Raw genomic sequence first — 26592 nt, forward strand, 5'->3', positions numbered from 1 at the left:
ATGCGTATGGGTGCGTAGAGGGAGGCTGCGCGGGGCGCCTGCGCCGCCCGGGCCGGCCCGGGCTTGCCAAGGCTGGGGGATCGCGTGGAAGACCTGCCCATCAGCGCGTCCGACCTGGCAAAAATGCGGAAATAACCCGAGATTTTACCACTCGCGGGCCGTTAGCGGGGATTGCTGGGGCGATTGCCGGAGCCGCGGCGGGATGTGACGTCTGGTGTGACGCCGTTACAGCGTCGGGTAGCCGGACAGGGCCAGCGTGAAGCCGTCCGCCTGGGCGGTTAGCCGGGCCTGGGCACCCACCGGCAGCGTCAGCTTGCGTGGGCAGTGGCCGAACGGCAGGCCGGTCAGCACCGGAATGCCGACTTCGGCACGCACGTAGTCGAACACGGCGTCCATGTCGTAGCCGTTGTCGTAGTCCGTGGTGCGGTAATTAGAGAAATCCCCCAGCACCAGCGCCTGCTGGCGCGCCAGCACGCCGGCCTGCGCCAGTTGCAGCAGCATCCGTTCGATGCGGTACGGCGGCTCGTTGATGTCCTCGATGAACAGGATGCCGCCATCGATCTTCGGCATGTACGGGGTGCCGAGCAGGCTGCAGAGCATGGCGAGGTTGCCGCCCCAGAGCGTGCCGTCCACGGCCACGGGCCGGCCCAGCGCCTGTGGGGCCTCCACCGTCACCGTGTAGGCCGGGTCGCGCAGGATGGCCTCGAAGTGCTGCCACATGTACGCGTCCACCGGCTCGGCGCCGAAGTCGGCCAGCAGCATCGGGCCGGCAAACGTCACGCCCCCGGTGGCGGCGAGGTAGGCCAGTTGAAACCCCGTGAAATCGCTATGTCCGACGATGGGCGTGCCGCTGGCGTGCGCCTGGTCGGCAATCCGCGCGAAATCGATCTTGCCGAGCAGCCGCCCCAGCCCGTAGCCGCCACGCACGGCCAGCGTCAGTTCGCGCTGGGCGCCGGTGCCGATGGCGTGCAGGTCGGCCAGCCGTTCGGCGTCCGTCCCCCCAAAGCGCTGGTAGCGGCGCGCCAGCACATCGGGATTGCCCACGTGATAGCCGTGGTGCTTGAGCCAGGCGCAGCCGCGTGCCGCAATCGCCACATCATGCGGATAACCGGAGGATGCAATCAGACGGACTTCGATCGATTCGCTCATGAATCTGAATTCTCTTCGCCGGAATCTGGAGCCGCGATTTTAACGCGTGCCGACTTCTGCGCACGGCGCCGCGCGCCAAAGAAATCACGCAGCATCTGGCCGCATTCCTCGGCCATCACGCCCCGGGCCACCGTGGTCTGGTGGTTGAGCGTGGCCTGCGCGAACAGGTCCACCACGCTGCCGGCCGCGCCGGTCTTGGGGTCGGTCGCGCCGAAGACCACGTGGCGCAGGCGGGCGTGGAGGATGGCGCCCGAGCACATCGCGCAGGGCTCCAACGTCACATATAGCTCGCACTCGGGCATGCGGTAGTTGCCGAGCACTTGGGCGGCGGCGCGCAGTGCCTGCATTTCGGCGTGGGCGGACGGGTCCATCGAGCGGATCGGCAGGTTGTGGCCGCGCGCGATGATCTTGTCGTTCCAGACCACCACGGCACCCACCGGCACCTCGCCCGCTGCCTCGGCCAGACGCGCCTCTTCCAGCGCGGCGCTCATGTAGAAGCGGTCGCGCGCGTCCGGATCGGGGAAGGTCTGGGGCAGCGGATCGGACATCGGCCCGGATCAGTCCTGGGCAGGCAGGCGCACCGGCGCGCTGACTTCGGCCCAGCAGTTCGGCGTTTCGAACAGCACGAGGCGGGTCAGTTGCAGATGGTGGCCGAAGCAGTCCTTGAACACAGGCGCGAGGATGTCGAACGCCACCTGGGCAAGGTTCTCCACCGTGGGAATGGACTCGAGCACCACGGTCTTGTGGTTGTCCATCGACTGGAGGAAATTCAGCAGCGCCGTGTCGCCCCGGTAGATCAGGAAGGCGTGATCCCATTTCGACACCAGATGCTCGTTGGCGAGCGTCTTGATGTCGCCGAAGTCGAGGATCATGCCGTCGTCGGAGGCGCCTTCCTTGTGCAGGACTTCGCCCGACAGGGTCAGGTCCAGGCGATAGCGATGGCCATGGATGTTGCGGCACTGGCCGCCATGGCTGGGAATACGGTGGCCGGAATCGAACTCCAGGCGACGGGTGATGGAGACTTGTTTGGTCATGGATCAGCGAATGCCCAGCAGCTTGTGGGTCTGCAGCGACAGGCGCCAGCGCGGGTGGCGCTGGCAGAATTCCACCGCCGCGGCCGTATTTTGCCGGGCCAGCGGGCCATCCATGGCCTGCACCATGAAATAGCGGAAATCCAGTTGTTCATATGCTGCGAAGTCCTGGCCGTCCTGCGGGATGACGACCTTGAGTTCGTCGCCGCGCGTCACCACGAGTTCCGCGCCCATCTTGGGGCTCACGCAGACCCAGTCGATGCCGTCCGGCACGGGCAGCGTGCCGTTGGTCTCGATGGCGATCTCGAAGCCCTGCGCGTGCAGCGCGTCGATCAGCGGCGCGTCCAGCTGGAGCAGCGGCTCGCCGCCGGTGCAGACCACGAGCGGCTTGCCGCCGGCGCTGCCCGGACCCTGGGGCCATTCGGAGGCCACCACGGCCGCCAGCTCCTCGGCGGTCTTGTACTTGCCGCCGCGCGTGCCGTCCGTGCCGACGAAATCGGTGTCACAGAACTGGCAGACTGCGCGCGCCCGGTCTTCTTCGCGGCCGGTCCACAGGTTGCAACCCGAGAAACGGCAGAACACCGCGGCGCGGCCGGCGTTGGCGCCTTCGCCCTGCAGCGTGTAGAAGATTTCCTTGACGGCGTAAGTCATTGTGTGGGGTAGCGACGAGCAACCCATTAGTATAGCAAGGGACTAGGGTTTTCGCTAAGACACACCCCGCCCCGCCTATGGCGCCAACCGTTCCTGCAGGAAGTCCAGGAACACGGCGATACGCGCCGAAAGCTGCGTGTTGAGGTAATAAACGGCGTGGATCGGCTGCCGGACCTCGATCGTGCTGGCCTCCAGCACCTGCACCAGCCGGCCCGCGCGCCGGTCCGCATCGGTCATGAAATCGGCCAGACTGACGATGCCCTGCCCGGCTAATGCCAGTTGCCGCAGGGTCTCGCCGCTCGATGCGGAGATTTGTGGACGAATCTCCACTTCCGCACCATTTTCCCCGCGCAGCGGCCAGCGATTCAGCGACTCCGGCTGGGTAAAGCCAAGCAAGGTGTGATCGGCAAGCTCGTCCACGACGGCCGGGGTGCCACGCGCCTTCAGGTAGTCCGGACTGGCCAGCACGCGGATGCGGTTGCTGCCCAACGGCCGCGCGTGCAGCGTGGAATCGCGCAGCGTGCCGATACGGATCGCCACATCGGTGCGATGTTCGAGCAGATCGATGATCTGATCGTTCGTGTTCAGTTCGAGTTCGATTTCCGGGTAGGCTGCGCGGAAGGCGCCGACCAGCGGCACCACCACGTGGAGCATGAACGGGGACGCCGCGTTCACCCGCAGCCGCCCTGCCGGGCGCTGGCGCCGCACCGCCATCTGCTCCTCGGCCAGATCGGCCGCCGCCAGGATCTGGCGCGCGTGGGCGAGCATCGCCGCGCCCTCCTCGGTCAGTTCCAGCCGCCGCGTGGTCCGGCGCAGCAGCGTGGTTTCCAGCTTCTCCTCCAGCCGGGACAGCGCCCGGCTGACCCCGGAGACGGTCTGGTCGAGTTGCTCCGCAGCGGCGGTGATCGAGCCGCTATCCACCACGGTCGCAAAGGCGAGCAATTCTTCGAGCGTCAGCTTCATCCTTGAATTTTAGTCAAATATCTTTGGCTGATCACGGGGTTTTTCTGCAAGAAAGCACGCGGCACACTGCGTCCATCGAAAAAACCCTGCTTGAGGATGTTCGACATGCCTATTGCCTTGCTCGCGCTGACGATCAGCGCCTTTGCCATCGGGACGACGGAATTCGTCATCGTCGGCCTGATTCCGACCATCGCGGCGGATTTGCATATCTCGGTACCCTCCGCCGGCCTGTTGGTGAGCCTGTACGCGCTGGGCGTGGCCGTGGGCGCGCCAGTGCTGACCGCCCTTACCGGCCGCCTGCCGCGCAAGCTGCTGCTGCTCTCGCTGATGGCGCTGTTCACGGCCGGCAACCTGCTCGCGTGGAAGGCGCCGAGCTATGAATCGCTGATCATGGCGCGCATCCTCACCGGCCTTGCGCATGGCGTGTTCTTCTCGATCGGCTCGACCATCGCCACCGGCCTGGTGCCGAAGGAGCGTGCCGCGAGCGCCATCGCCATCATGTTTACCGGGCTGACCGTGGCGCTGGTGACCGGCGTGCCGCTCGGTACCTTCATCGGCCAGCACTTTGGCTGGCGCGAGACCTTCCTGGCCGTGTCCGGCCTCGGCGTGGTCGCCTTTATCGGCAGCCTGCTGTTCGTGCCCTCGCAGATCCGCCATTCGCCGCCTGCCTCGCTGCTGCAGCAGGCGCGGGTGCTGGCCGAGCCGCGGCTGCTGCTGGTCTACGCGAAGACGGCCATCGGCTACGGCGGATCGTTCATTCCGTTCACTTTCCTCGCCCCGATCCTGCAGGACGTCTCGGGCTTCAGCGCCGGCGCCGTGGGCCTGGTGATGCTGGTGTATGGCGTCTCCGTGGCGGTGGGCAATATCTGGGGCGGCCGGCTGGCGGACCGGCATGGCCCGATTCCGGCGCTGCGCATCGTATTTCTCCTACTTGCCGCCGTGCTGTTCGTGCTGACCTTCACCGCGCCGCACCGCTGGCTGGTGGTGGCCACGGTGCTGGCCTGGGGCGCGGTCGCCTTCGGCAACGTGCCGGGCCTGCAGGTCTACGTGGTGAAGCAGGCGGAGCGCCATACGCCGCAGGCCGTGGACGTGGCGTCCGGCCTCAACATCGCCGCGTTCAACCTCGGCATTGCCGGGGCGGCCTGGGCGGGCGGGCTGATCGTCCAGCATCTGGGGCTGATGCATACGCCGTGGATCGGCGCGCTGGTGGTGCTCGTGGCGCTGGGCCTGACCGAATGGAGTGGCCGGCTGGACCGCGCCGCCGGCATCGATCACCGTGCGGGCAATGTGCCGGCCGGGGCGATGTCTCACTGATTGTTCGCCAACCTTCCTTTCATCGGAGAAATTCATGCAGATTCCGCAACTTGGCCTTGGCACCTTCCGACTCAAGGACCAGCAGGTCATCGATTCCGTGACGATGGGGCTGGAGGTGGGTTATCGCCACATCGACACGGCCCAGATCTACGGCAACGAGGCCGAAGTGGGCAGCGCGATTGCCGCCAGCGGCGTGCCGCGCGACGACCTGTTCGTGACGACCAAGATCTGGACCGAGCACCTGGGCCGCGACGCCCTGCGCGCCAGCCTTGAGACGAGTCTTGAGAAACTGAAGCTCGATCGGGTCGATCTGACGCTGATCCACTGGCCGTCACCGGGCGACGCGCTACCGGTGGCCGAGTATATGGAGGCGCTGGCGCAGGCCCAGGCCGCCGGGCTGACCCGCGCGATTGGCGTGTCGAATTTCACGATCGGGCATCTGAAGCAGGCCATCGACGCCGTTGGCGCGCCGGCCATCGCCACGAACCAGATCGAACTGCATCCCTTCCTGCAGAACCGCAAGGTGGCGGCGTTCATGCGCGAACAGGGGATCCATCTGACGGCCTACATGCCGCTGGCCTACGGCAAGGTGATGGAGGATGCGGTGCTACGGCGGATTGCCGCCGTGCGTGACGCCACGCCGGCGCAGGTGGCGCTGGCGTGGCTGATGCAACAGGGCTATGCGGTGATTCCGTCGTCCACCCGGCGCGCCAACCTTGAGAGCAATCTTGGCGCGGCGCGGATCACGCTGACGGCGGGCGAGATGGCCGAGATTGCCGCGCTGGACCGGGGCGAGCGGCTGGCCAACCCCGGCTTCGCGCCGCAATGGGATTAACGGCGGCTTACCGCGCGCCGAGGTAGTCCAGCTTGCCGATCTGCACGCCCTTGTGGCGCAGCAGGTCGTAGGCGGTGGTCACGTGGAAGTAGAAGTTCGGCAGCGCAAAGCCCAGCAGGTAGCTCTTGCCGTCGAAGGTGACCGGGCCGTTGCGGAGCTTGAGTTCCACGGTGCGCGTCTCGCTGCCTTCCAGCTGTTCGGGACGGATCGACTTCAGGAAGCCGATGGTCTTGGCGATGCGCTCCTGCAACTCGGGGAACGTCGCCTCGGTATCGGCATAGGACGGAATCTCGATCCCGGCCAGCCGGGCGGCGCAGCCCTTGGCGGCATCGCTGGCGCGCTGCACCTGGGCGGGCAGCGCGTCCATGTCGGCAATCAGACGCGTCTGAATCAGCTCGGATTCATCGATCCCCTGCGCCTTGGCGTGGGCGGCGCCTTTTTCAAGAATCGCCGACAGGTTGTTCAGCGCGCGGATGAACGCCGGGATCGAAACGTCATACATCGAGAGGGCCATTTGGGCTCCTTGGGTGCGGTGTCGTGGGGGTGCGCGGCGGTGCCGCCGTCTGTGCTGCAGACCGGAGGATAGATCGAATCGGCCCGGCTTGCTGAAGGCACCCCGGGCACCCCGGGCACCCCGGGCACCCCGGGCACCCCGGCACCCCGGGCGGCCCGGGCGGCCCGTGCGCCCCGTGCGGTTACGCCAGCAGCCCGTCGAGATAGGCGTCGCCATCGTCGATGCCGAATTCGACCCACATCGGCAGATGGTCGCTCATCCGGTAGGTGCGCCACTCCTTGAAGCCGCGCCCCGGCTTGGCGGCCCGCTGCCGCGCATAGGCGGGCTCGTCCTCGAGCCGGTAGACGTGCTCGTAGAAATCGAACACGCCGGCCTGGCCGGTGGGCGCCAGGTGCGCCAGCTTGCTGAGGTAGGCAATCTGGTCGTAATGCTTGTTCTTGTCGACGTTGGAGCCCGGCACGGCCTGCAGGGCGTCCGGCACCGCGAATCCGGCCCGGGTCATGGCCTCCATGGTCACGTCGTTGCGGTTGAAGATGTTGAAGTCGCCCAGCACGATCAGGTTATCCGCCTCCGGCGGCGTGCCGGGCGCGTATTGCGGGGCGCTGGAGAGCTTTCCCGCGTTTTTGGCCAGCGTGCGGGCGAACGCCGTGATCTCGGCCAGCCGGCGCGGGTCCACGGCCACGCTCTTGCCATAGTAGATGTGGACCGTCGCCAGCGTCAGGTAGGCCCAGCCGGCGCGGAAGCCCGCGATATAAGGCGAGCGCGCCATCTGCACCGGCTCCTCGGGCGCGCCCTTTTCCTTCGCCAGCACCAGCTCGGCGGCCAGCCCGGTGAACGAGACCTTGCGCCGGTCGTACAGGTAGGCCATGCGCTCGGCGTTGCCCGAGGTGCCCAGCGTCACGTCCGTCACGAGGAAATCCCACCAGCTACCCAATATCCGTTGCAGCCGCTGGAGCGGATAGAGCCCGCTGCGCACCTCCTGGATCGCGATCAGGTCGAAGCGGCTCAGGATTTCGGCGATGTAGTAATACGGCTCGTCGTCCCGGTAGCCGTACTTGCCCGAGTCGAACTCGCGGATATTCCAGGTGGCCAGCAGCAGCGTGCGGGTGGCGGTGCGCGCGGGAATGGCGCCGGCCAGCGCGGGCCGCAGGCGTTTCAGCCCGTCGATGGTCCGCTTGCGGATCTCCGCGTCCTCGATCTGTTTCAACCCTGCGTAATACGGCATGTGTCACTCCGGGGTGGATGGTGAGACGCATTGTCATAGCAGACTAAGTCAGTTCTGGTCGATCCTGGGAATTGTCTGACGAGGGTCAAAAAAAACACCGGCTGCCCTTGGGCAAGCCGGCGTTCGTATTCCTGATTGGGCGATCAGAAGCGGTAGGTCACATTGCCGATGATCGTGCGCTGCGTGCCGAAGAAGCAATCACCGCGTGCGATACAGGTGTTGACGTACTGCTTGTTGAACAGGTTGTTCATGTTCAGCGACACGCGGATCGGGCCGTGATCGTAGGCGAGCACGGCATCGAACAGCGTGAAGCCGCCCACGCGGTTGTTGCCAGTGCCGTCATAGGACGGACCGCTGTAGCGCACACCCGCCCCGGCCACAAAGCCCGGCATGTCGAACAGGCTGAAGCGGTAGTTGGCCCACAGCGACGCCATGTTCGCCGGGATGCTCGCCAGCCGCTGGCCCTGCTCGGCGGCCGTGCCTTCGATGACCTTGGCGTCCAGGTAGGTGTACGTGGCGATCAGGTCCAGCCGGCCCAGCGACACCAGCGCCTCCAGTTCCGCCCCGCGCGTGCGCGCCTCGCCCACCTGCACCGTGCCGGGCAGGCCGTTGACCACGCCGGCCACCTTGCGGTTTTCTTCGCGCATATCGAACAGCGAGGCGGTCAGCGTCATGTTCTTGCCGGGCGGCTGGTACTTGACGCCCACTTCCCACTGCTTGCCGCGCAGCGGCTTGAACGCGCCCCCGTCCACATTGAAGCCGGCCTGGCCCTGGAACGATTCCGCATAGCTGACGTAGGGGTTGAGGCCGAAGTCCGAGCGGTACATCAGGCCGAAGCGCTTGGTCAGCTCGTTGTCGTCACGCGAGCCCGCCGGCGTGTTGTCCTGCGCCGCGCGCGACCAGTCGTAGCGCAGGCCCAGCATCAGCAGCCACTTGTTCCATTCGATCTGGTCCTGCAGGTAGGCGCCGGTCTGGATCTGCTTGGCCGGGGCCAGGTCGCGCGTGGACGTTGGCGCCTGATAGTTGCCATAAACGGGGTTGAACACGTTGATCGGCGCGGCAAAGCCGCCCACGCCGGTGCGGCCCGTGATCTCGTTGTTCTGGTAGTCGAAGCCGGACAGCAGCGTGTGGCGCACGGGGCCGGTGCCGAACTTCGACTGCACCTGCGTGTCGACGGCCAGCTGGTTCAGCGTCGGCTGGTTCAGGTAGATGGTGCGGCGCAGCATCGTGTCGCTGCCGGGCACCCATCCATGCGTGGCGCCGGTGTAGCCGGCCGTGTAGATGCTGCGGTAGTCAACCGTGCTGTGCGAATAGCGCAGGTTCTGGCGCACCGTGAAGGTATCGTTGAACTTGTGCTCGAACTGGTAGCCCACGGCGTGCTGCTCGGCCGTGTACTTGTCGAAGCCGGGCTCGCTGATGAAGAAGCTCTGCGGGATCTGGCCGGCCGGGTTCTCGATCTGGGTGCCGCGCCACGGGAAGAAGCCGATCATCGAGCCCGTATCGTCCTTCTGAAAGTTAGCCAGCAGGGTGAAGCTGGTGTCGGACGTCGGCCGATAGGTCAGCGAGGGGGCAATGTAGTAGCGGTTGTCCTTGACGTAGTCCACCGAGGCATCGCTATCGCGCGCCAGGGCCACGAAGCGGTAGAGCCACTTGCCGTCGGCATCGATCGGCCCCGTGAAGTCGGCCTGGATCTGCTTGCGGTTGAAATTACCGAAACTCACGCCGATTTCACGCGCGGCCTCCGCCTGCGGACGCTTCGACACGAGATTGACCACGCCGCCCACCGAGCCCTGGCCGTACAGCATGCCGGACGGCCCTTTCAGGATCTCGATGCGCTCCAGGGCGTATGGATCCGGGCGCGTGTTGTTATAGAACCCGACGGCATTGAGCAGCCCGTCAAGGTACTGCGTGGAATCGGTGCCACGGATCTTGATCGAATCCGTACGGTTGTCCGTGCCGAACCCCGCCGCCGAGACGCCGGCCGTGTAGCCCGCCGCCTGCGCCACCGACTGGGCGCCCGTGAGTTCGATCCGGTCGCGCGTGATGACGGTGATCGACTGCGGCGTTTCCATGATCGGCGTGTCGGTCTTGGTGGCGGTCACGGCTTGTTTCGCCACGAAGCCGTGTACCGGGCCGGTCGGCGATTCGGGGAGACTGCTGCCTCGGACGGTGATCGTCGGCAACTCCTGGTGGGCGGGAGCAGGTGCCTGCTCCTGGGCCAGCGTGACGCTGGCGGCTTGCATGCTCAAGGCAAAGGTGGTCAGGCGGAGGGCGTGCGAGCCGCGAACGCGGCGCCGGGCGCATACAGACATTGCAAGATCTCTCTACTGATGGGAAATGATAATGCGAATGACTCGCATTTCTTTTGCCATTGTAATGTCATGTAATGGTCTCGATACATTTATCGCCGGTTTGATTGTCAGGCGTCGCGCACGCACCACACTGCTATTGGCTGTCTCGTTTGGGGATCCCGAAAAGAAAACGGCCGGGGCGATGGGCCCCGGCCGTTGATACGTCACTGCTCCGCAGGCCCCGAAGGGCCTGGGTTTATTCCCACTCGATCGTCGCCGGCGGCTTGCCCGAGACGTCGTACACCACCCGATTCAGGCCACGCACCTCGTTGATGATGCGGTTCGAGCAGCGGCCGAGCAGCGCATACGGCAGGTGCGCCCAGTGAGCGGTCATGAAGTCCGTGGTTTGCACCGCGCGCAGGGCCACCACGTAGTCGTACGTGCGGCCATCGCCCATCACGCCCACGGACTTCACCGGCAGGAACACCGCGAAGGCCTGGCTGGTCAGGTCGTACCAGCTCTTGCCCACCTGCTGCGGCTCGCACAGGCCCGCCGCGGCGTCTTGCTCCGTGGCGATGGTCTTGCGCAGTTCCTCGATGAAGATGGCGTCCGCGCGGCGCAGCAGCTCGGCGTAGTCGCGCTTGACCTCGCCCAGAATCCGCACGCCAAGGCCCGGGCCCGGGAACGGATGGCGGTACACCATCTCGGGCGGCAGGCCCAGCGCCACGCCCAGCTCGCGCACTTCGTCCTTGAACAGGTCGCGCAGCGGCTCCAGCAGCTTCAGGCCCAGCGTCTCGGGCAGGCCGCCGACGTTGTGGTGGCTCTTGATCGTGGTCGCCTTCTTGGTCTTGGTGCCGCCCGATTCCACCACGTCCGGGTAGATCGTGCCCTGCGCCAGCCACTTGGCGTTGGACAGCTTCTTGGCCTCGGCCTGGAAGACTTCGACGAACTCGCGGCCGATGATCTTGCGCTTCTGCTCGGGGTCCGTCACGCCGGCCAGATGGCCCAGGAACTGCTCCGAGGCGTCGATATGGACCACCTTGGCGTGCAGCCGGCCCGCGAACATCTCCATGACCATCTTGCCTTCGTCCAGGCGCAGCAGGCCGTGGTCGACGAACACGCAGGTCAGCTGGTCACCGATGGCGCGATGGATCAGCGCCGCCGCCACCGACGAATCCACGCCGCCGGACAGGCCCAGAATGACTTCCTCGTCACCCACCTGTTCGCGGATCTTGGCCACGGCTTCGGCGATGTGGTCGCGCATCACCCAGTCGGCCTTGGCGCCGGCGATCTTGAGCACGAAGCGCTCAAGCATCTCGCGGCCCTTCGCCGTATGGGTGACTTCCGGGTGGAACTGCACTGCGTAGTAGCCGCGCGCCTCGTCGGCCATGCCGGCGATCGGGCAGCTCGGCGTGGACGCCATCAGCTTGAAGCCCGCCGGCAGTTCGGCCACCTTGTCGCCATGGCTCATCCAGACCTTGAGCATGCCGTGGCCTTCGGGCGTCGAGAAATCCTCGACGCCATCGAGCAGCTTGGTATGCCCATGGGCGCGCACCTCGGCGTAGCCGAATTCGCGATGGTCGCTCCACTCCACCTTGCCGCCCAGCTGCACGGCCATGGTCTGCATGCCGTAGCAGATGCCCAGCACCGGCACGCCGAGGTCCCACACGGCCTGCGGCGCGCGCAGCTGGTGGTCTTCGTAGGTGCTGGCGTGGCTGCCGGACAGGATGACCGCCTTCGGCGCGTACTCGCGGACGAATTCGTCGGTCACATCGTTAGGATGGATCTCGCAGTAGACGTGCGCCTCGCGAACGCGGCGGGCAATCAGCTGCGTGACCTGCGAGCCGAAATCAAGGATGAGGATTTTGTCGTGCATGATGGGCGTTTGGCAGAGCTTCCGGCTCGGGTTCGGGCATGACCTCGGTGCCTGGGCCGTAGCCGGGTGGCGGGGTGATGACCGGTTCGCGCCGGTATTCGGGGGATCCATGCGGGCGTGCCGGGTTGGCGGCGCCGGGTTGTTGGTGCGGGTCGGCGGGGTCGACGGCATCGACCGGCGTGCCGGGGTAGTACACGGGGCCATCGCCATGCCGGGCGGCGCGCAGTTCGGCTTCGCGCTGGGCCAGTTGCTCCCGCTCGCGCAGGCGCACGCGCTTCGCGGCGGGCATCTGCACCACGGCGAAGAACAGCATGACAGCGGCCAGCGTCAGCAGCCAGACCTTGCCGGCGCCCTGTACGGGCATGTCCAGGAACAGCGTCCACGCCACGATCAGCACAGCGCTCACCAGGTTCACCTGGCCCACCGTGCGTGCCACGGGCACGGTCAGCTGGCCGTTAATGGCAGCCTGGAACAGCAGCCACGCCATGCCGATCATCGCCACGCCGAGCAGCTGGCCGAACATGGCCGGCTGCGGCTGCGGCAACTGGAGTGCGGCATACAGCGTCGTGAACGGCGACATCAGCAGCAGGATGCCGAGCAGCAGGTCTAGCAAGGCGTCGAAGAACAGCACGGCTCGCAATAGTACTTTCATGGGCGCTCCTATTTCCTGATGCTTCTTGCGTCGCGGCCGCGCGGCCTCGTCAACCTCGACGTTGCCAGCGCGGCCGTGATGCCCAGGTCGGGCGGGCCATATCGTGATCAGTCGATATGGTAGTTCGGCGCTTCCTTGGTGATCTGCACATCGTGGACGTGCGATTCGCGCATGCCGGCGGCCGTGATCTGCATGAACTCGGCCGTCTCGTGCCAGGTGGCGATGGAGCTACTGCCGCAGTAGCCCATCGACGCACGCACGCCACCGGTCAGCTGGTGGATGATCGCCATGACCGAGCCCTTGTAGGGGACCCGGCCCTCGATACCTTCCGGCACGAGCTTGTCGACGTTGGCGGTGTTGTCTTCCTGGAAGTAGCGGTCGGCGGCGCCGTCCTTCATCGCGCCCACGGAACCCATGCCGCGATAGCTCTTGAACGAGCGGCCCTGATACAGGAACACTTCGCCCGGCGCTTCCTCGGTACCCGAGAACATGCCGCCCATCATCACGGTGTGCGCGCCGGCCGCCAGGGCCTTGGCCACATCGCCCGAATAACGGACGCCGCCATCGGCGATCAGCGGCACGCCGGTGCCCTTGAGCGCCTCGGCCACGTTGGAAACAGCGGTGATCTGGGGCACGCCCACGCCGGCCACGATCCGCGTGGTGCAGATCGAACCGGGGCCGATGCCCACCTTCACGCCGTCCGCGCCATGCTCGACCAGCGCCAGCGCGGCCGCGCCGGTGGCGATGTTGCCGCCCACGACCTGCACCTGCGGGAAGTTCTGCTTGACCCAGCGCACACGGTCCAGCACGCCCTGGCTGTGGCCATGCGCGGTATCCACCACAATCACGTCCACGCCGGCCTTGACCAGCAGTTCCACGCGTTCGTCGTTGTCCGGACCCACGCCCACGGCGGCGCCGACGCGCAGCTGGCCGTGATCGTCCTTGCTGGCCAGCGGGTTGTCCACGGCCTTCTGGATGTCTTTCACGGTGATCAGGCCGCGCAGCTCGAATGCGCTATTGACCACCAGCACGCGCTCCAGGCGGTGACGGTTCATCAGGCGCTTGGCTTCCTCCAGCGGCGCGCCTTCGGCCACGGTGACGAGTTTCTCGCGCGGGGTCATCTTGGCGCGCACCGGGGCGTCGAGTTCTTCCTCGAAGCGCAGGTCGCGATTGGTGATGATGCCGACGACGGTCTTGCCTTCGAGCACGGGGAAGCCGGAAATGCCATGGTGCTGCGACAGCGCGATCACATCGCGGATCTTCATGTCCGGCGAAATGGTGATCGGATCACGCAGCACACCCGATTCGTACCGCTTCACGCGCGCCACTTCACGCGCCTGGTCGGCCGGTTTCAGGTTCTTGTGGACAATGCCGATGCCGCCGGCCTGAGCCATCGCAATGGCAAGCCGGGCTTCCGTCACGGTATCCATGGCGGCGGACACGAGCGGAATGTTCAGTTCGATTGAACGGGTAAGGCGGGTGCGGAGGGAAACATCCCGGGGCAGGACGGCCGAATAGGCCGGTACAAGCAGCACGTCATCGAATGTGAGTGCTTTCTGGACAAGACGCATAGCAAATCCTCTAGGCGCAAAAGCAGATTATACAGGAATGCAGGATTTGCTGATGCGTTCTTGCATCCCCCTTGCTATTCTCGGCCTCCCTTCCACAGATCACAACAGGAGTCCGATGGGCATCGGCGTTTTGTGCGGGCTGCTGGCCGGCGCGTTCTGGGGCATGGTGTTCATCGCGCCGAAGCTGCTGCCGGCGTTTTCGCCCTGGGAACTCGCCATTGGCCGCTACCTGGCCTATGGGCTGGTCGCCTTCGTGGCGGCGCTGCCGCTGATGCGGCGCCTCGCAAAAAAGCTAACTCGGGGCGATTGCGTCGCCTTGCTGCGCCAGGCGTTCACCGGGAACCTGCTCTATTACGTACTGCTGGCGTTTGGCGTGCAGCTGGCCGGGGTCGGGCCGACCTCGCTAATCATCGGCATCCTGCCGGTTTCCATCACGATCATGGGCCGCCGCGACCACGGCGCTGTGCCGCTCTCGCGGCTGGTCTGGCCGCTGCTGGTGGTGGCGGCCGGCATCGCCAGCATCAATATCGACCTGTTTGCCGGGGGCGGCGGTGCGCATGGCGCGGCGGCAGACGCCCTGGCCCGCCCGGCGTGGCAGAAACTGGCTGGCGTGGCCTGCGCGGCGGGCGCGCTGGTCTGCTGGACGCTCTACGCCGTGGACAACGCGCGCTACCTCCAGCGTCATCCGCATTACAGCGGGAACGAGTGGTCGGCCCTGTACGGGCTATCTACCGGGCTGGTTTCCGTGGTGCTGGCCGGCATCGGCTGGCTCGTGGCCGGCGACGCGCTGACCGCCCCGGGCAGCGGGCGCGAATGGCAGTGGTTCTGGACGGTCAACGCCGCCGTGGCGCTCGGGGCGTCGCTAATTGGCAACAACCTCTGGAACATCGCCAGTCGCCGCCTACCCCTGACGCTTTCGGGGCAAATGATCGTTTTTGAGACGCTGTTCGCGCTGGCATACGGGTTTGTGTTCGATCACCGCTGGCCACGGCCGCTGGAGTTGGCCGCTGTCGCCCTGCTGATCGTCGGGGTGGCCTGGTCCGTGCGCTTGCACGCCACGGACAAGTCTGCGTAGACTACCGGCATGACGCGGGGGTCACATGGTTGTCAACCCTCCTACCGTCCGGTTTTCATCGCCAACCTGGCATTTTTCCGCCCAGACGCCACAGACACTCTTGCCATGAACCGTTCGACCGCGCTGTACCTGCTTGTTGCCGCCAGTCTCGCCGTGCCCGCCACGGCCTTTTCCCAATGGCAGTGGAAGGACGGCACCGGCCGCATGGTTTATAGCGATGTACCGCCGCCGCCCTCCGTGCCGGACCGCGCCATCGTCATGGCACCCGGCCGCGCGGCAGGCGCCTATCGCCCGGTGGAAGCCGAAACCGCCGCGAAGGCCGATGGTCAAGCTGACGCCAAGGCCCCCGCGGGCGACGCGCCCCGGGCCCGCCAGGTCAGCGCGCGGGCCAAGGACAAGCCCGCCGCCGGCACCGATCCCGATCAGGCCTTCCGCGAGCGCCGCGAGGAGCGCCTCAAGGCCGACCTGGAAGCCGCCACCAAGGAACGCGAACAACTGGCCCGCCAGACGCGCTGCGAAGAGATGTCGAATTACGCCACGGGGCTGCGCGAAGGCATGCGCATCTCGAAGGCCGGCCCGGATGGCGCCGCGCACCGCCTGAACGGCGATGAACGCGCCGCCGAACTCGACAAGGTCAGCCAGTCGATGGCCCAGCACTGCAGCTGAGGCATGGGGTGGGCGCCGGATAGGCCGCCCGCCCAGTCAACTCCCCTGCCCGCCCCCGCCGCGCAGCCATTTCAGGCCCTCGCGCGTGCCGGTAGCCCGGGTCTTCTGCACGCGCTTGCGGCGTGCCTGCTTGGGATCGGCGGTCAGCGGCCGGTAGACCTCTACCCGATCTCCCTCCCGAACCAGTGTTTCCGCGGTCTTGAGCTTGCCGTAGATGCCGACGCGTGCCGTCGTCGGGTCCACTTCGGGATACGCCTCGGTCAGGCCGCTGGCGCGAATCGCCCCCTCGACGCTCGTGCCAGCCGGCACCGAGACTTCCTTCAGGAACACCGCGTCAGGCTTGGCGTAGCAGACCAAGAGCCGCACCATGGCACCAGGATCAGCCGTTGTTGGCATACACCACCTCGGCGCGCTTGACGAAGGCATCGACGAACGTATTGGCAATCATGCTGAACACGGGACCGATGATTTTCTCGAGGATGAAGCTCGAAAACTCGTAATGGAGGTGAAATTCGATCTTGCAGGCGTCGGCGCGCAGCGGCGTAAAGCGCCAGGAGCCATTGAAGGTCTTGAAAGGACCGTCCGCGAACGTCATATCAATGCGTGTAGGACGCTCCTGCACGTTCCGGGTATGGAAATACTGCTTGATGCCGTTGAAATGGATATGGATCTTCGCGTCGAGCAGCGTCTCGGTGTTCTCGAAGATCTCGACGCCACCACACCATGGCAGGAACTTGGGATAGTCCTCCACGCGGGTGACCAGGTCATACATCTGCTCGGCCGAAAAGCCAAGCAGGACGGATTTATGGACGTCTGCCATGTAATCGGATGCGGGCGCCGCCAGGGGCTGGGCCCGAACGGGGCGGGTTTGCTAGAATCCCGATTTTAGCCGACACGCGGGTCGACGGCATCCCCGGCGCACATGGCGCCCCTCGATGACGCCACAACGGTCGCTCCCCTCTTTGCCGCAGCGCGGCAGCCTTGCTCAGGAATCCACCACGTACGCATGACCATCGCTGATAACAAGAAAGCCTTTTTCGACTACTTCATCGAAGAACGCTACGAAGCCGGGATTGTGCTGGAGGGCTGGGAAGTCAAGGCCATCCGGGCCAACCGTGTGCAGATCAAGGAAGGCTACGTCGTGGTGCGCAACGCCGAGATGTACCTGATCGGCGCCCATATCAGCCCGCTGCAGAGCGCCTCCACGCACGTGACGCCGGACCCCGTGCGCACGCGCAAGCTGCTGCTCAAGGCGGACGAGATCAAGAAGCTGATCGGCAAGGTCGAGCAGCGCGGCTATACGCTCGTGCCGTTGAACCTGCACTACACGCGCGGCCGCGTGAAGTGCGAAATCGGCCTCGGCAAGGGCAAGAAGCAGTTCGACAAGCGCGAAACCGAGAAAAATCGGGACTGGCAGCGCGAAAAGGCGCGCCTGATGAAGAGCGATAACAAGGAATAAGAAAAAACGGAGGCCATGGCCTCCGTTCTTGTCTGGCGATGCCGCGTCAGTGCGCGTCGCTCAGGTCTTCTGCTGGGTTTTCACGATTTGCAGTGCCGAGGCGATCATCGAACTCATTTCGCCAAGGTTGCCCGGCACGATCAGGGTGTTGCCCTGCTTGGCGAGGTTGCCAAACGCGGCAACGTATTCCTCGGCCACCTTGAGGTTGACGGCTTCCGCGCCGCCCTCGCCCCGAATCGCGTGGCCGATCTTTTCGATGGCCTGCGCGTTGGCTTCGGCCACGGCCAGGATCGCCGACGCGTCGCCCTGGGCCCTGTTGATCGCCGCCTGCCGCTCGCCCTCGGACTTCTGGATCGCCGCCTCACGGGCGCCGGAGGCCAGATTGATCTGCTCCTGCCGCTTGCCTTCGGAAGCCGCGATCAGCGCCCGCTTCTCGCGCTCGGCCGTGATCTGGGCCTGCATCGCATGCAGGATCTCCTTCGGCGGCGTCAGGTCCTTGATTTCGTAGCGCAGCACCTTCACGCCCCAGTTGGCGGCGGCTTCGTCGAGCGCATTGACCACGCTGTGGTTGATGTACTCGCGCTCCTCGAAGGTCTTGTCCAGTTCCAGCTTGCCGATCACCGACCGCAGCGTGGTCTGCGACAGCTGCGTGATCGCGACCACGAAGTTGCTCGAGCCATAAGACGCCTTCATCGGATCCGTCACCTGGAAGTACAGCACGCCATCCACCTGCAGCTGTGTGTTGTCCTTCGTGATGCAGACCTGGCTCGGCACATCGAGCGGAATCTCCTTGAGGATGTGCTTGTAGGCCACGCGATCCACGAACGGCACCACGATCGTCAGGCCGGGCGTCAGCGTGGCGTGGTAGCGCCCCAGACGCTCAAGCACCCATGCGTGCTGCTGCGGCACGATCTTGATGCCCTTGGCAATCAGCACGATGGCCGCGATGAGCAGAATCAGTGGAAACAGCCCGAGCTGGTAGGCAAGCATGTACAACTCCCGTCAAATAGGAAAACTGCTAGTCATTGGATGGGTGCCGCGCAGGAATCAGCGCGGCGAGACGATCAGCGTGGTACCCCGCACCTCGACAATGCGGAAGCGACCCGGAAGCGGCTCGGTGTTCGGCGCCAGCTCCACGCTCCAGTCAGCGCCGCGATACGGCACGCGGGCACGCCCATTCGGGTCCCAGGCAGAGACATCGAGTTCCTGGCCGATATCGAGGTTTACATCGGGATCCGTCGATGCCGTACCCCGACGCAGCGTGCCATAGCGTGTGCGGCGCAAGGCCGCGATACACGCGATGGCTACCAGGGCTGCCGTGACCGTTTGCGCCGGTACACCGAGGCCGGCAAGCGCGGCCACACCACCGGCCGCCACGCCCACGGCGATCATCAGCAGATAGAAGGTGCCCGTCGCCATCTCGGCAATCACCAGCACCACTGCCGCGGCGAACCATATGTAGTAAGACGACATCCCGCTCCTTTTCCCAATAAAAAACCCCCGCCGCGCCATAGGCGCCTGCGGGGGCTGTGCAACACCTGCCGCAGGGCCGGTGCCACGCGGCGTCCCGGGTTCAGCCGGGCACCGCTTTGGATGAGTTATCGCTATTGTGACGCCAAATGCCTTACGAAGCCAGTTGCTTCCAGGTTTCGACCACCGAATCAGGATTCAGCGAGATCGACTTGATGCCTTCCTTGGCGAGCCACAGCGCGAAGTCCGGATGGTCCGAAGGGCCCTGGCCGCAGATGCCGACGTACTTGTCCAGACGCAGCGCCGTGGAAATGGCGCGCTGCAGCATGAAGATCACAGCGGGATCGCGCTCGTCGAAGTCCTTGGCCAGCAGTTCCATGCCGGAATCGCGGTCCAGACCCAGCGTCAGCTGCGTCAGGTCGTTCGAGCCGATCGAGAACCCATCGAAGAACTCCAGGAACTCCTCGGCCAGGATCGCGTTCGACGGCACTTCGCACATCATGATGATGCGCAGGCCGTTTTCGCCGCGCTTCAGGCCGTGCTTGGCCAGCAGCTCGATGACCTTCTTGGCCTGGCCCAGCGTGCGCACGAACGGCACCATGATCTCGACGTTCGTCAGGCCCATTTCGTCGCGCACGCGCTTCATGGCCTTGCATTCCATCTCGAACGCTTCGGCGAAGTCCTCGGCGATGTAGCGCGACGCGCCACGGAAGCCCAGCATCGGGTTTTCCTCGTCCGGCTCGTAGCGCGAACCGCCAATCAGCTTCTTGTACTCGTTCGACTTGAAGTCGGACAGGCGCACGATCACGGGTTTCGGATAGAACGCCGCGCCGATCGTGGCGATGCCTTCCGCCAGCTTGTCGACGTAGAACGCGCGCGGGCTGGCGTGGCCACGGGCCACCGATTCCACGGCCTTCTTCAGGTCGGCATCGACCTGCGGATAGTCGAGGATGGCCTTCGGGTGAACGCCGATGTTGTTGTTGATGATGAACTCGAGGCGCGCCAGGCCCACACCGTGGTTCGGGATCTGCGCGAAGTCGAACGCGAGCTGCGGATTGCCCACGTTCATCATGATCTTGGTTTCGATCTCAGGCATTTCGCCGCGCTGGACCTCGGTGATCTCGGTCTCGAGCAGGCCGTCGTAGATGCGGCCTTCGTCGCCTTCGGCGCACGACACCGTCACCAGCGTGCCGTCCTTCAGCAGATCGGTCGCATCGCCGCAGCCGACCACGGCCGGCACGCCCAGTTCACGGGCAATGATGGCCGCGTGGCAGGTACGGCCGCCACGGTTGGTCACGATGGCCGAGGCACGCTTCATCACCGGCTCCCAGTTCGGGTCGGTCATGTCTGCCACCAGCACGTCGCCCGGCTGCACGCGTTCCATCTCGGACGGATCGTTGATCACGCGGACCGGGCCGGTACCAATCTTCTGGCCGATGGCGCGACCGCTGGTCAGCACGGGCGCCGTGCCTTTCAGCTTGAAGCGCAGCTCGGCCTTGCCGGCGGACTGGCTCTTCACCGTCTCCGGGCGCGCCTGGAGGATGTAGATCTTGCCGTCCTTGCCGTCCTTGCCCCACTCGATGTCCATCGGGCGGGCATAGTGCTTCTCGATGATCATCGCGTACTTGGCCAGCTCCGACACATCGGCGTCGGTGATCGAGTAGCGGTTACGCAGTTCGGGCGCCACATCGACGGTCTTCACGCGGCCGGCTTCACCCGGGCCCGTGAATTCCATCTTGATCAGCTTCGAGCCAATCGAGCGGCGGATGATCGGGTACTTGTTCAGCTCCAGGGTCGGCTTGAAGACGTAGAACTCGTCCGGGTTCACGGCGCCTTGCACCACGGTCTCGCCGAGGCCATAGCTCGACGTGATGAAGACCACGTCGGGGAAGCCCGATTCGGTGTCGATGGTGAACATCACGCCCGACGCCGCGAGGTCCGAACGGACCATGCGCTGCACGCCGGCGGACAGTGCCACGACATCGTGGGCAAAGCCCTTGTGCACGCGGTACGAGATGGCGCGGTCGTTGTAGAGCGAGGCGAACACGTGCTTGATCTTGTCGAGCACGTCGTCGATGCCGCTGACGTTGAGGTACGACTCCTGCTGGCCGGCGAACGAGGCGTCCGGCAGGTCTTCGGCCGTGGCCGAGGAACGGACGGCGAACGATGCCTCGGCGCCTTCACGGGCCGACACGCGGGCATAGAACTCGCGGATCTCCTGTTCCAGGCGCGGCTGGAACGGAGCGGCGGCAACCCAGCCGCGGATCTCGGCGCCGGCTTCCGCCAGGGCCTTCACGTCATCGACGTCGAGCGTCTTCAGGCGATCCGAAATGCGGGCGGTCAGGTCGTTGTGTTGCAGGAAGTCGCGGAACGCGAGCGAGGTGGTAGCAAAACCGCCGGGAACACGGACGCCAGCCTCTGCCAGCTGGGAGATCATCTCCCCCAGCGAAGAGTTCTTGCCGCCGACGGTTTCCACGTCATGCATGCGCAACTGCTCGAACGGCAGCACATAGGCGCCGTTATCTGCCTGGTTAGTCATAAAAGCCTCAAAAACAAAGTAAGAAATCGGTGTCACCGACCGGTATGTTGTTGGGGTTCTGTTCCCGGCGGATCGCTTGGCTAAACCATTCCGGAGCGCATGCGGATGCTGCGGCGCACATTGTCGACAATCGTGCCGCAGATCGTTGCTGCACCGGCGCGTACGGAATTGCTTAGCCAAAAGATCGCCGCTATTCTACCGTGCCGCACCGCACTTTCGCGTGGCAGCCTCAAAAATTGACCAGACATGTCCCTTCCCGAAGCGCCTGATGCGCCCCAACAGGCGCCTGCGCCCGGCACGGCGGCAAGCCCTGCCACCTCTCCCGCCGCGTCGCCCCCGGCCACTGCCAGCACTGGCGATCGCCCTGCCATCCGTACGGTTTTTATCGTGTCGGATGGCACCGGGATCACGGCCGAGACCTTCAGCCACTCCATTCTGGCCCAGTTCGAAATGCGCTTCCGCAAGGTGCGGATGCCGTTCGTGGACACGCCGGAAAAGGCACACGTGGCCGTCGGCAAGATCAACGAGGCGTTCTATAACGAGGGCGTGCCGCCCATCGTGTTCACCACGCTGGTCAATGCCGAGGCTAACAAGGCCCTGCGGCGCGCCAAGGCGATGATCCTGGACATGTTCCAGACCTTCATCGAGCCGCTGGAAAAGGAGCTGGGCCTCAAGTCCACACATGCAATCGGCCGCTTCCACCAGAATGCGGACACCGAGGCCTACAAGAACCGGATCGAGGCGATCAACTTCTCGCTGGCCCACGACGACGGCCAGTCGCACAAGAACCTGGAAGAAGCCGACGTGATCCTGGTCGGCGTGTCGCGCAGCGGCAAGACGCCGACGAGCCTGTACCTGGCCATGCAATACGGGCTGAAGGCCGCGAACTATCCGCTGATCCCAGACGATTTCGAGCGCGGCCGCCTGCCGTCGGCGCTCTACGCGTTCAAGCCCAAGATCTTCGGGCTCTCGATCGACCCGCAGCGTCTCACCGAGATCCGCAACGAACGGCGCCCGGGCAGCAAATACGCGGCACTGGAGAACTGCCGCTACGAGGTCAACGAGGCCGAGGCCATGATGCGCCGCGAAGGCATCAAGTGGCTCAGTTCGACGCACAAGTCGATCGAGGAGATTGCCACGACAATCCTCCAGGAAATCAAGATCGACCGCGACAACTATTGAGATTTTGAGAATCGTCCCGTAGCGCTGGAGGCGCTACGGGGTCACCATCGGATGGTCAATCACTCACTGCGAGGAAATATGACCACCATGGTTGCTGGCCACTCCTTCCTACCCCCTCCCGGCAATGACGGGCGCCGCCAGCGCGATCGCCCGCCCCCGCCGCCCGTGCGGCACACGCTTGGCATGCGCATCGCCAGCGTCATCTTCGCAGCCGTTGTCGCATCGCTCGGGGGAATTTTCGGCATCATCGAGCTGAGCGCCCGGCACACGCGTGCCGCCATTGATGGCGAGCTTAAGGCCATTCACGCCCAGCAAGAAGCCCATAGCCAACGGTTGGATCGGTTCGAATCGGCGGTCCTGTATCAGTTCGGCCAGGTCAACGAGCGGTTCGACAAGCTGGACGCACGGATGGACAAATCGGAAGCCCGGATGGATCGCATGGAAGACCGGCACGAGCGGGGATTGGCGCGACTGGAAGGCAAGATCGACAGGATCGCCGAGCACATCGGGATGTACAGCGGCGCGCGGCGGTTGCCGGCCACTCGCCAGCCGAACTCCTGATGTCAGCGCGATGCCGCGCGCCGCTGCCTGACCGTTTCAAACAGGCAGACAGCGGTCGCCGCCGCCACATTCAGCGACTCAAGGCCGCCCGGCTGCGGAATGCCGACGGTCCGCGAGACGCGTGCCATCCATTCCGGACTGACACCTGCGCCTTCGTTGCCGACGACCCAGCCCACCGGCTGGCGGAGATCGGTATCGAATACGGCTGCATCGGCATGCGACGACGTCGCCAGCAACGGCACGGCAAGCCGGCTTTCGAGCATCTCGAGCGTGCAGTGCTCGACGATATTGAGGTGGAAATTCGCACCCATGCCCGCGCGCAGGGTCTTGACCGACCACGCAAACGCGCAGCCCGTGGTCAGGAAGGCGTGCGGAATCCCCGCAGCGGCAGCGCTGCGCAAGATCGATCCGACATTGCCGGCGTCTTGCACGCCGTTCAGGATCACGCAATCCGTGTCGATCGTGGACGGCAGGTGCCCGCCGGGCGTGTCGATCACGAGCATCAGGTCGATGCCGTTCACCACACTCGTAATCTGCGCGAACAGCGCATCCGCCAGCAGGACAACGCGGTCCGGATCAATGCCTTCCAGCAGTGGGCGCACTTCGGCGTGATCGTAGTGCCGCTCTGACACGACGCAACTGGTCGGCTGCCCTCGCGCGGCCACATACGCCTGCGCGAGGTGCACGCCATCGAGCACGGACTGCCCCGCCTTGCGGCGTGCGTGCGTGGACCCAGTAAGGGCCTTCAGGTGCTTGAACAGCGCATTGTCGCGCGAGGTGACGTGCTTCAAGGATGTGTCTCAGAAAGGCAGCGCGTCGCGCTCCAGCACCACCCGCACCGGCGCAAACGAGCGGCGGTGATGCGGTGTCGCACCAAACTGCTGGAGCGCGGCCAGATGCTGGGGCGTGGGATAGCCCACGTGGGCATCGAAGCCGTACTGGGGATATTCCAGGTGCAGCGCGTGAAGCTCGCGATCGCGGGCCACCTTGGCAAGGATCGACGCAGCGGAAATGGCTCGCACCTTGGCGTCGCCCTTCACGATGGCCTCGACCGGATACGGGACCTGCGGACAGCGATTGCCATCGACCTGCACCAGATCGGGCAAGATGCCGCTCGCCGTCAGGCCCGCCACGGCGCGCTGCATCGCCAGCATGGAAGCGTGCAGGATATTCAGCGAGTCGATTTCCTCGACCGAAGCCGACGCGATGTGCCAGCCGATCGCCCGCTCGCAGATGCGTTCGAACAGTACCGCGCGCTTATCGGCGCTCAGGATCTTCGAGTCGGCGAGGCCCCGGATTTGCCGCTCCGGGTTCAGGATCACGGCGGCGGCATAGACCGGCCCCGCCAGCGGACCGCGCCCGGCCTCATCCACGCCACAAAGATGGCGTACGACGGCAACGGTTTGGGTCAACTCCAGCCCCATCTGCGGCGACGGACCCTTGCCGGCTTTCTGGCTGGCCATCAGCGCACACCCCGTTCGTGCATGAGATCCACCACCACGCCAGCGGCGAGGTTGGCCGTGTCGCGCTTCAGCGTCTCGTGCATGGTCGTGAAATGTTCCCGCAAGAAGGCGATATTGCCCTCGTCGTTCAGTTGCAGCAGCGTCTCGCGCGCCAGCGCCTCCGGCGTGGCGTCGTCCTGGAGCAGTTCTGGCACCACGAACCGCCCTGACAGAATATTAGGCAAGCCCACGTAAGGCAGGTAGCCCTGTCGCTTCATGATCTGCGCGGTGAGCCAGGGCACCTTGTACGAGATGACCATCGGCTTCTTGTAGAGCGCTGCCTCGAGCGTAGCCGTACCGCTGGCCAGCAGCACGACGTCGGCGGCTTCCATGGCCAGATGCGACTGGCCATCCACCACGGTCAGGTCGATCTCCGGATAGCGCTCGTGCAGCCCGCGGATAATCTCGTGCAGCGGCGCGCTGGCTGCCGGCAGAACGAATGCCAGGTTGCCGTCCATGCGATGCATGCGTGCCATGGCCGCAAAGAACGTCGCGCCAAGGTTGCGCACCTCGGACTGCCGGCTACCCGGCAGCACCGCGACGATGCGCTTGCCTTCGGGCAGGCCAAGCTCTTCCCGCGCGCCCTGGACGTCAGGCACCATCGGAATCACATCGGCCAACGGATGACCGACGTAGGTCGCCGGAATGCCGGCCTTCGCATAGATCTCGGGCTCGAACGGGAACAGGCAGAGGATGTGGTCCACCGCGCGCGCGATGGTACGAATGCGCCCGCCGCGCCACGCCCAGATTGACGGGCTGACGAAATGCACGACAGGGATGCCCGAGCGGCGCAGGGGCACTTCCAATCCGAAATTGAAGTCGGGCGCGTCTACGCCGATGAAACACAGCGGCGGATTGGCCAGCAGCTTCTCGCGAATTGCCCGGCGCGTTGCCAGGATTTCCCGCAGCGAACCGAGCACCTCCACATAGCCGTTGACGGAGAGCGTCTCCATCGGCCAGTGCGAGACGAAGCCCTGCGCCATCATGCGGCGGCCGCCGATGCCCGCGAAGTCCACGGACTCGCCCAGCCGCGCATGAAGCCCTTCAAGCAGGAGCGATGCCAGCAGATCGCCGGAAGCCTCCCCGGCAACCATGGCAATCGTGCCACGCTTGTTGACATTCGCCCGAGCTACGGCGGGCGGATCGGCCTGCACTGCGGCGTGAATCATGTGCGGCGCGGCTTAGCGGACGATGCCGCGCTGCGTCGCGGCCAGGAATTCGACGAAGGCACGCAGTGGCGCGCCGGTAGCCGCATCGGTCTGGCCCAGCAGGGCCGAGATCTCGCTGCGCGCCTCGTCGAAGCCCAAGTCTGACTTGTACAGCAGCTTGTAGGCCTGGCGCAGGGCGGCGATCTGGCCGGCATCAAAGCCCCGGCGACGCAGACCTTCCACGTTGACACCGTGCGGCGTGGCCTTGTTGCCGTTCTTGTCGCTCGCGGCGATCACGAATGGCGGCACATCCTGGACGAGCGCCGACGCGCCGCCCAGCATCGCATGGGCGCCGATGCGCACGAACTGGTGCACGCCGCTCATGCCGCCGAGAATGGCCCAGTCGCCCACTTCCACGTGGCCTGCGATCTGCGCGTTGCTCGAAAACACCGTGTTGTTTCCCACGCGGCAGTCGTGCGCGATGTGCACGTAGGCCATGATCCAGTTGTCGTTGCCGAGGCTGGTCACGCCCTGGTCCTGCACCGTGCCGGTGTGGATCGTCGTAAACTCGCGAATCGTGTTGCGGTCGCCAATCTCGAGCCGGGTGGGCTCGTTGGCGTACTTCATGTCCTGAGGCGTGCCGCCCACCGAGGCGTACGGCCCGATGCGGTTGCCTTCGCCGATGGTGGTATGGCCTTCGACGGTGGTATGCGAGCCGATCCGGGTGCCGCTGCCAATCCGCACGTTCGGACCGATGATGGAAAACGGACCGACGGTCACGTCGGCGGCAAGTTCTGCCTTCGGGTCGACCAGTGCGCTGGGATGGATTTGCGTCATACGTCCTGTCCTGTGGTCTGAATTCGGTTGAGTCCCGCGTGTTGCCACGCGGGACGGGGCCCATGGGTGGGCGCGGCGGCG

27 protein-coding genes are annotated in these 26592 nt (G+C 65.3%); 7 read left to right on the forward strand and 20 right to left on the reverse strand.

Features of this window, described 5'->3' with window-relative positions; genetic code table 11:
- Window positions 1–225: 225 nt before the first annotated feature.
- From ldcA to AC1DFU_RS16405, 5 genes are all read right to left on the reverse strand, one after another.
- Complete coding sequence (gene ldcA / locus AC1DFU_RS16385) at window positions 226–1149, reverse strand: muramoyltetrapeptide carboxypeptidase (protein WP_092297713.1); 924 nt, start codon at window positions 1147–1149, stop codon at window positions 226–228.
- A complete protein-coding gene (tadA, locus tag AC1DFU_RS16390) occupies window positions 1146–1697 on the reverse strand; it encodes a tRNA adenosine(34) deaminase TadA (RefSeq protein ID WP_441590827.1) in 552 nt (183 codons plus the stop codon). The genes ldcA and tadA overlap by 4 nt, the downstream gene beginning before the upstream one ends.
- 9 nt (window positions 1698–1706) lie before the next feature.
- Window positions 1707–2183 (reverse strand): 6-pyruvoyl trahydropterin synthase family protein, encoded by a 477-nt coding sequence (locus tag AC1DFU_RS16395; RefSeq protein ID WP_092297707.1) that lies wholly within the window; start codon window positions 2181–2183, stop codon window positions 1707–1709.
- Between the two features lie 3 nt (window positions 2184–2186).
- Window positions 2187–2831, reverse strand: a complete 645-nt coding sequence (gene queE / locus AC1DFU_RS16400) for a 7-carboxy-7-deazaguanine synthase (RefSeq protein ID WP_441590825.1) — start codon at window positions 2829–2831, stop codon at window positions 2187–2189.
- Window positions 2832–2906: 75 nt separating this feature from the next.
- On the reverse strand, window positions 2907–3794 hold the full coding sequence (locus tag AC1DFU_RS16405; protein WP_092297701.1) for a LysR substrate-binding domain-containing protein: 888 nt from the start codon (window positions 3792–3794) through the stop codon (window positions 2907–2909).
- Between the two features lie 105 nt (window positions 3795–3899).
- On the opposite strand from AC1DFU_RS16405, the gene AC1DFU_RS16410 reads away from it, so the two are divergent.
- Together AC1DFU_RS16410 and dkgB are read left to right on the forward strand one after the other, a co-directional pair.
- Complete coding sequence (locus AC1DFU_RS16410; protein ID WP_092297947.1) at window positions 3900–5108, forward strand: MFS transporter; 1209 nt, start codon at window positions 3900–3902, stop codon at window positions 5106–5108.
- Between the two features lie 34 nt (window positions 5109–5142).
- Window positions 5143–5943 (forward strand): 2,5-didehydrogluconate reductase DkgB, encoded by an 801-nt coding sequence (gene dkgB / locus AC1DFU_RS16415; RefSeq protein WP_441590823.1) that lies wholly within the window; start codon window positions 5143–5145, stop codon window positions 5941–5943.
- Between the two features lie 7 nt (window positions 5944–5950).
- Here the strand turns inward: dkgB and AC1DFU_RS16420 are convergent, their stop codons facing one another.
- The 6 genes from AC1DFU_RS16420 to guaB form a co-directional block, all read right to left on the reverse strand.
- Window positions 5951–6457 (reverse strand): DUF1993 domain-containing protein, encoded by a 507-nt coding sequence (locus AC1DFU_RS16420; RefSeq protein WP_092297696.1) that lies wholly within the window; start codon window positions 6455–6457, stop codon window positions 5951–5953.
- Between the two features lie 181 nt (window positions 6458–6638).
- Window positions 6639–7682 carry an endonuclease/exonuclease/phosphatase family protein gene (locus tag AC1DFU_RS16425; RefSeq protein WP_092297693.1) on the reverse strand — a complete coding sequence of 348 codons (1044 nt, stop codon included), beginning with the start codon at window positions 7680–7682 and terminating at the stop codon, window positions 6639–6641.
- Between the two features lie 143 nt (window positions 7683–7825).
- The gene (locus tag AC1DFU_RS16430; protein ID WP_441591164.1) at window positions 7826–9925 is read right to left on the reverse strand and encodes a TonB-dependent siderophore receptor; all 2100 of its coding nucleotides are present in this window, start codon (window positions 9923–9925) and stop codon (window positions 7826–7828) included.
- 304 nt (window positions 9926–10229) lie between these two features.
- Entirely contained in the window at window positions 10230–11849 is a 1620-nt protein-coding gene (guaA, locus tag AC1DFU_RS16435) for a glutamine-hydrolyzing GMP synthase (protein WP_441590820.1), read from the reverse strand.
- Window positions 11824–12501: a hypothetical protein gene (locus tag AC1DFU_RS16440; RefSeq protein ID WP_092297684.1), complete on the reverse strand. Its 678-nt coding sequence runs from the start codon at window positions 12499–12501 to the stop codon at window positions 11824–11826. Before AC1DFU_RS16440 ends, guaA begins: the two co-directional genes overlap by 26 nt.
- A gap of 107 nt (window positions 12502–12608) precedes the next feature.
- On the reverse strand, window positions 12609–14072 hold the full coding sequence (gene guaB, locus AC1DFU_RS16445; RefSeq protein WP_441590818.1) for an IMP dehydrogenase: 1464 nt from the start codon (window positions 14070–14072) through the stop codon (window positions 12609–12611).
- A 115-nt stretch (window positions 14073–14187) separates the two neighbouring features.
- Here guaB and AC1DFU_RS16450 point away from each other — a divergent pair, with 115 nt between their 5' ends.
- Both AC1DFU_RS16450 and AC1DFU_RS16455 read left to right on the forward strand, forming a co-directional pair.
- Complete coding sequence (locus AC1DFU_RS16450; RefSeq protein ID WP_441590817.1) at window positions 14188–15147, forward strand: DMT family transporter; 960 nt, start codon at window positions 14188–14190, stop codon at window positions 15145–15147.
- A gap of 105 nt (window positions 15148–15252) precedes the next feature.
- Window positions 15253–15813: a DUF4124 domain-containing protein gene (locus AC1DFU_RS16455; protein ID WP_144195097.1), complete on the forward strand. Its 561-nt coding sequence runs from the start codon at window positions 15253–15255 to the stop codon at window positions 15811–15813.
- Between the two features lie 36 nt (window positions 15814–15849).
- On the opposite strand, the gene AC1DFU_RS16460 is transcribed toward AC1DFU_RS16455, so the two are convergent.
- Together AC1DFU_RS16460 and AC1DFU_RS16465 are read right to left on the reverse strand one after the other, a co-directional pair.
- On the reverse strand, window positions 15850–16182 hold the full coding sequence (locus tag AC1DFU_RS16460) for an RnfH family protein (protein ID WP_441590814.1): 333 nt from the start codon (window positions 16180–16182) through the stop codon (window positions 15850–15852).
- A gap of 10 nt (window positions 16183–16192) precedes the next feature.
- Window positions 16193–16633 (reverse strand): type II toxin-antitoxin system RatA family toxin, encoded by a 441-nt coding sequence (locus AC1DFU_RS16465; RefSeq protein ID WP_092297669.1) that lies wholly within the window; start codon window positions 16631–16633, stop codon window positions 16193–16195.
- Between the two features lie 186 nt (window positions 16634–16819).
- On the opposite strand from AC1DFU_RS16465, the gene smpB reads away from it, so the two are divergent.
- Window positions 16820–17272 (forward strand): SsrA-binding protein SmpB, encoded by a 453-nt coding sequence (gene smpB / locus AC1DFU_RS16470; RefSeq protein ID WP_092297666.1) that lies wholly within the window; start codon window positions 16820–16822, stop codon window positions 17270–17272.
- Window positions 17273–17332: 60 nt separating this feature from the next.
- On the opposite strand, the gene AC1DFU_RS16475 is transcribed toward smpB, so the two are convergent.
- From AC1DFU_RS16475 to ppsA, 3 genes are all read right to left on the reverse strand, one after another.
- Window positions 17333–18262, reverse strand: coding sequence for an SPFH domain-containing protein (locus tag AC1DFU_RS16475; protein ID WP_092297664.1), 930 nt, complete (start codon window positions 18260–18262; stop codon window positions 17333–17335).
- Between the two features lie 57 nt (window positions 18263–18319).
- Window positions 18320–18745 (reverse strand): NfeD family protein, encoded by a 426-nt coding sequence (locus AC1DFU_RS16480; RefSeq protein ID WP_441590811.1) that lies wholly within the window; start codon window positions 18743–18745, stop codon window positions 18320–18322.
- A gap of 151 nt (window positions 18746–18896) precedes the next feature.
- Window positions 18897–21281, reverse strand: coding sequence for a phosphoenolpyruvate synthase (ppsA, locus tag AC1DFU_RS16485; protein WP_092297658.1), 2385 nt, complete (start codon window positions 21279–21281; stop codon window positions 18897–18899).
- Between the two features lie 246 nt (window positions 21282–21527).
- Here ppsA and ppsR point away from each other — a divergent pair, with 246 nt between their 5' ends.
- Both ppsR and AC1DFU_RS16495 read left to right on the forward strand, forming a co-directional pair.
- A complete protein-coding gene (gene ppsR / locus AC1DFU_RS16490) occupies window positions 21528–22463 on the forward strand; it encodes a posphoenolpyruvate synthetase regulatory kinase/phosphorylase PpsR (protein WP_255370907.1) in 936 nt (311 codons plus the stop codon).
- Between the two features lie 78 nt (window positions 22464–22541).
- Window positions 22542–23024 carry a hypothetical protein gene (locus AC1DFU_RS16495; RefSeq protein ID WP_092297655.1) on the forward strand — a complete coding sequence of 161 codons (483 nt, stop codon included), beginning with the start codon at window positions 22542–22544 and terminating at the stop codon, window positions 23022–23024.
- A gap of 2 nt (window positions 23025–23026) precedes the next feature.
- Here AC1DFU_RS16495 and AC1DFU_RS16500 read toward each other — a convergent pair whose 3' ends face one another.
- From AC1DFU_RS16500 to lpxA, 4 genes are all read right to left on the reverse strand, one after another.
- Window positions 23027–23815, reverse strand: a complete 789-nt coding sequence (locus tag AC1DFU_RS16500) for a TrmH family RNA methyltransferase (RefSeq protein WP_092297652.1) — start codon at window positions 23813–23815, stop codon at window positions 23027–23029.
- A 9-nt stretch (window positions 23816–23824) separates the two neighbouring features.
- Window positions 23825–24487 carry a ribonuclease HII gene (rnhB, locus tag AC1DFU_RS16505; protein ID WP_441590808.1) on the reverse strand — a complete coding sequence of 221 codons (663 nt, stop codon included), beginning with the start codon at window positions 24485–24487 and terminating at the stop codon, window positions 23825–23827.
- Window positions 24487–25620, reverse strand: coding sequence for a lipid-A-disaccharide synthase (lpxB, locus tag AC1DFU_RS16510; RefSeq protein ID WP_369823505.1), 1134 nt, complete (start codon window positions 25618–25620; stop codon window positions 24487–24489). Before lpxB ends, rnhB begins: the two co-directional genes overlap by 1 nt.
- An 87-nt stretch (window positions 25621–25707) precedes the next feature.
- A complete protein-coding gene (lpxA, locus tag AC1DFU_RS16515; RefSeq protein ID WP_092297646.1) occupies window positions 25708–26511 on the reverse strand; it encodes an acyl-ACP--UDP-N-acetylglucosamine O-acyltransferase in 804 nt (267 codons plus the stop codon).
- Between the last annotated feature and the right edge of the window lie 81 nt (window positions 26512–26592).

It is taken from the genome of Cupriavidus sp. 10L45 (assembly GCF_056395225.1).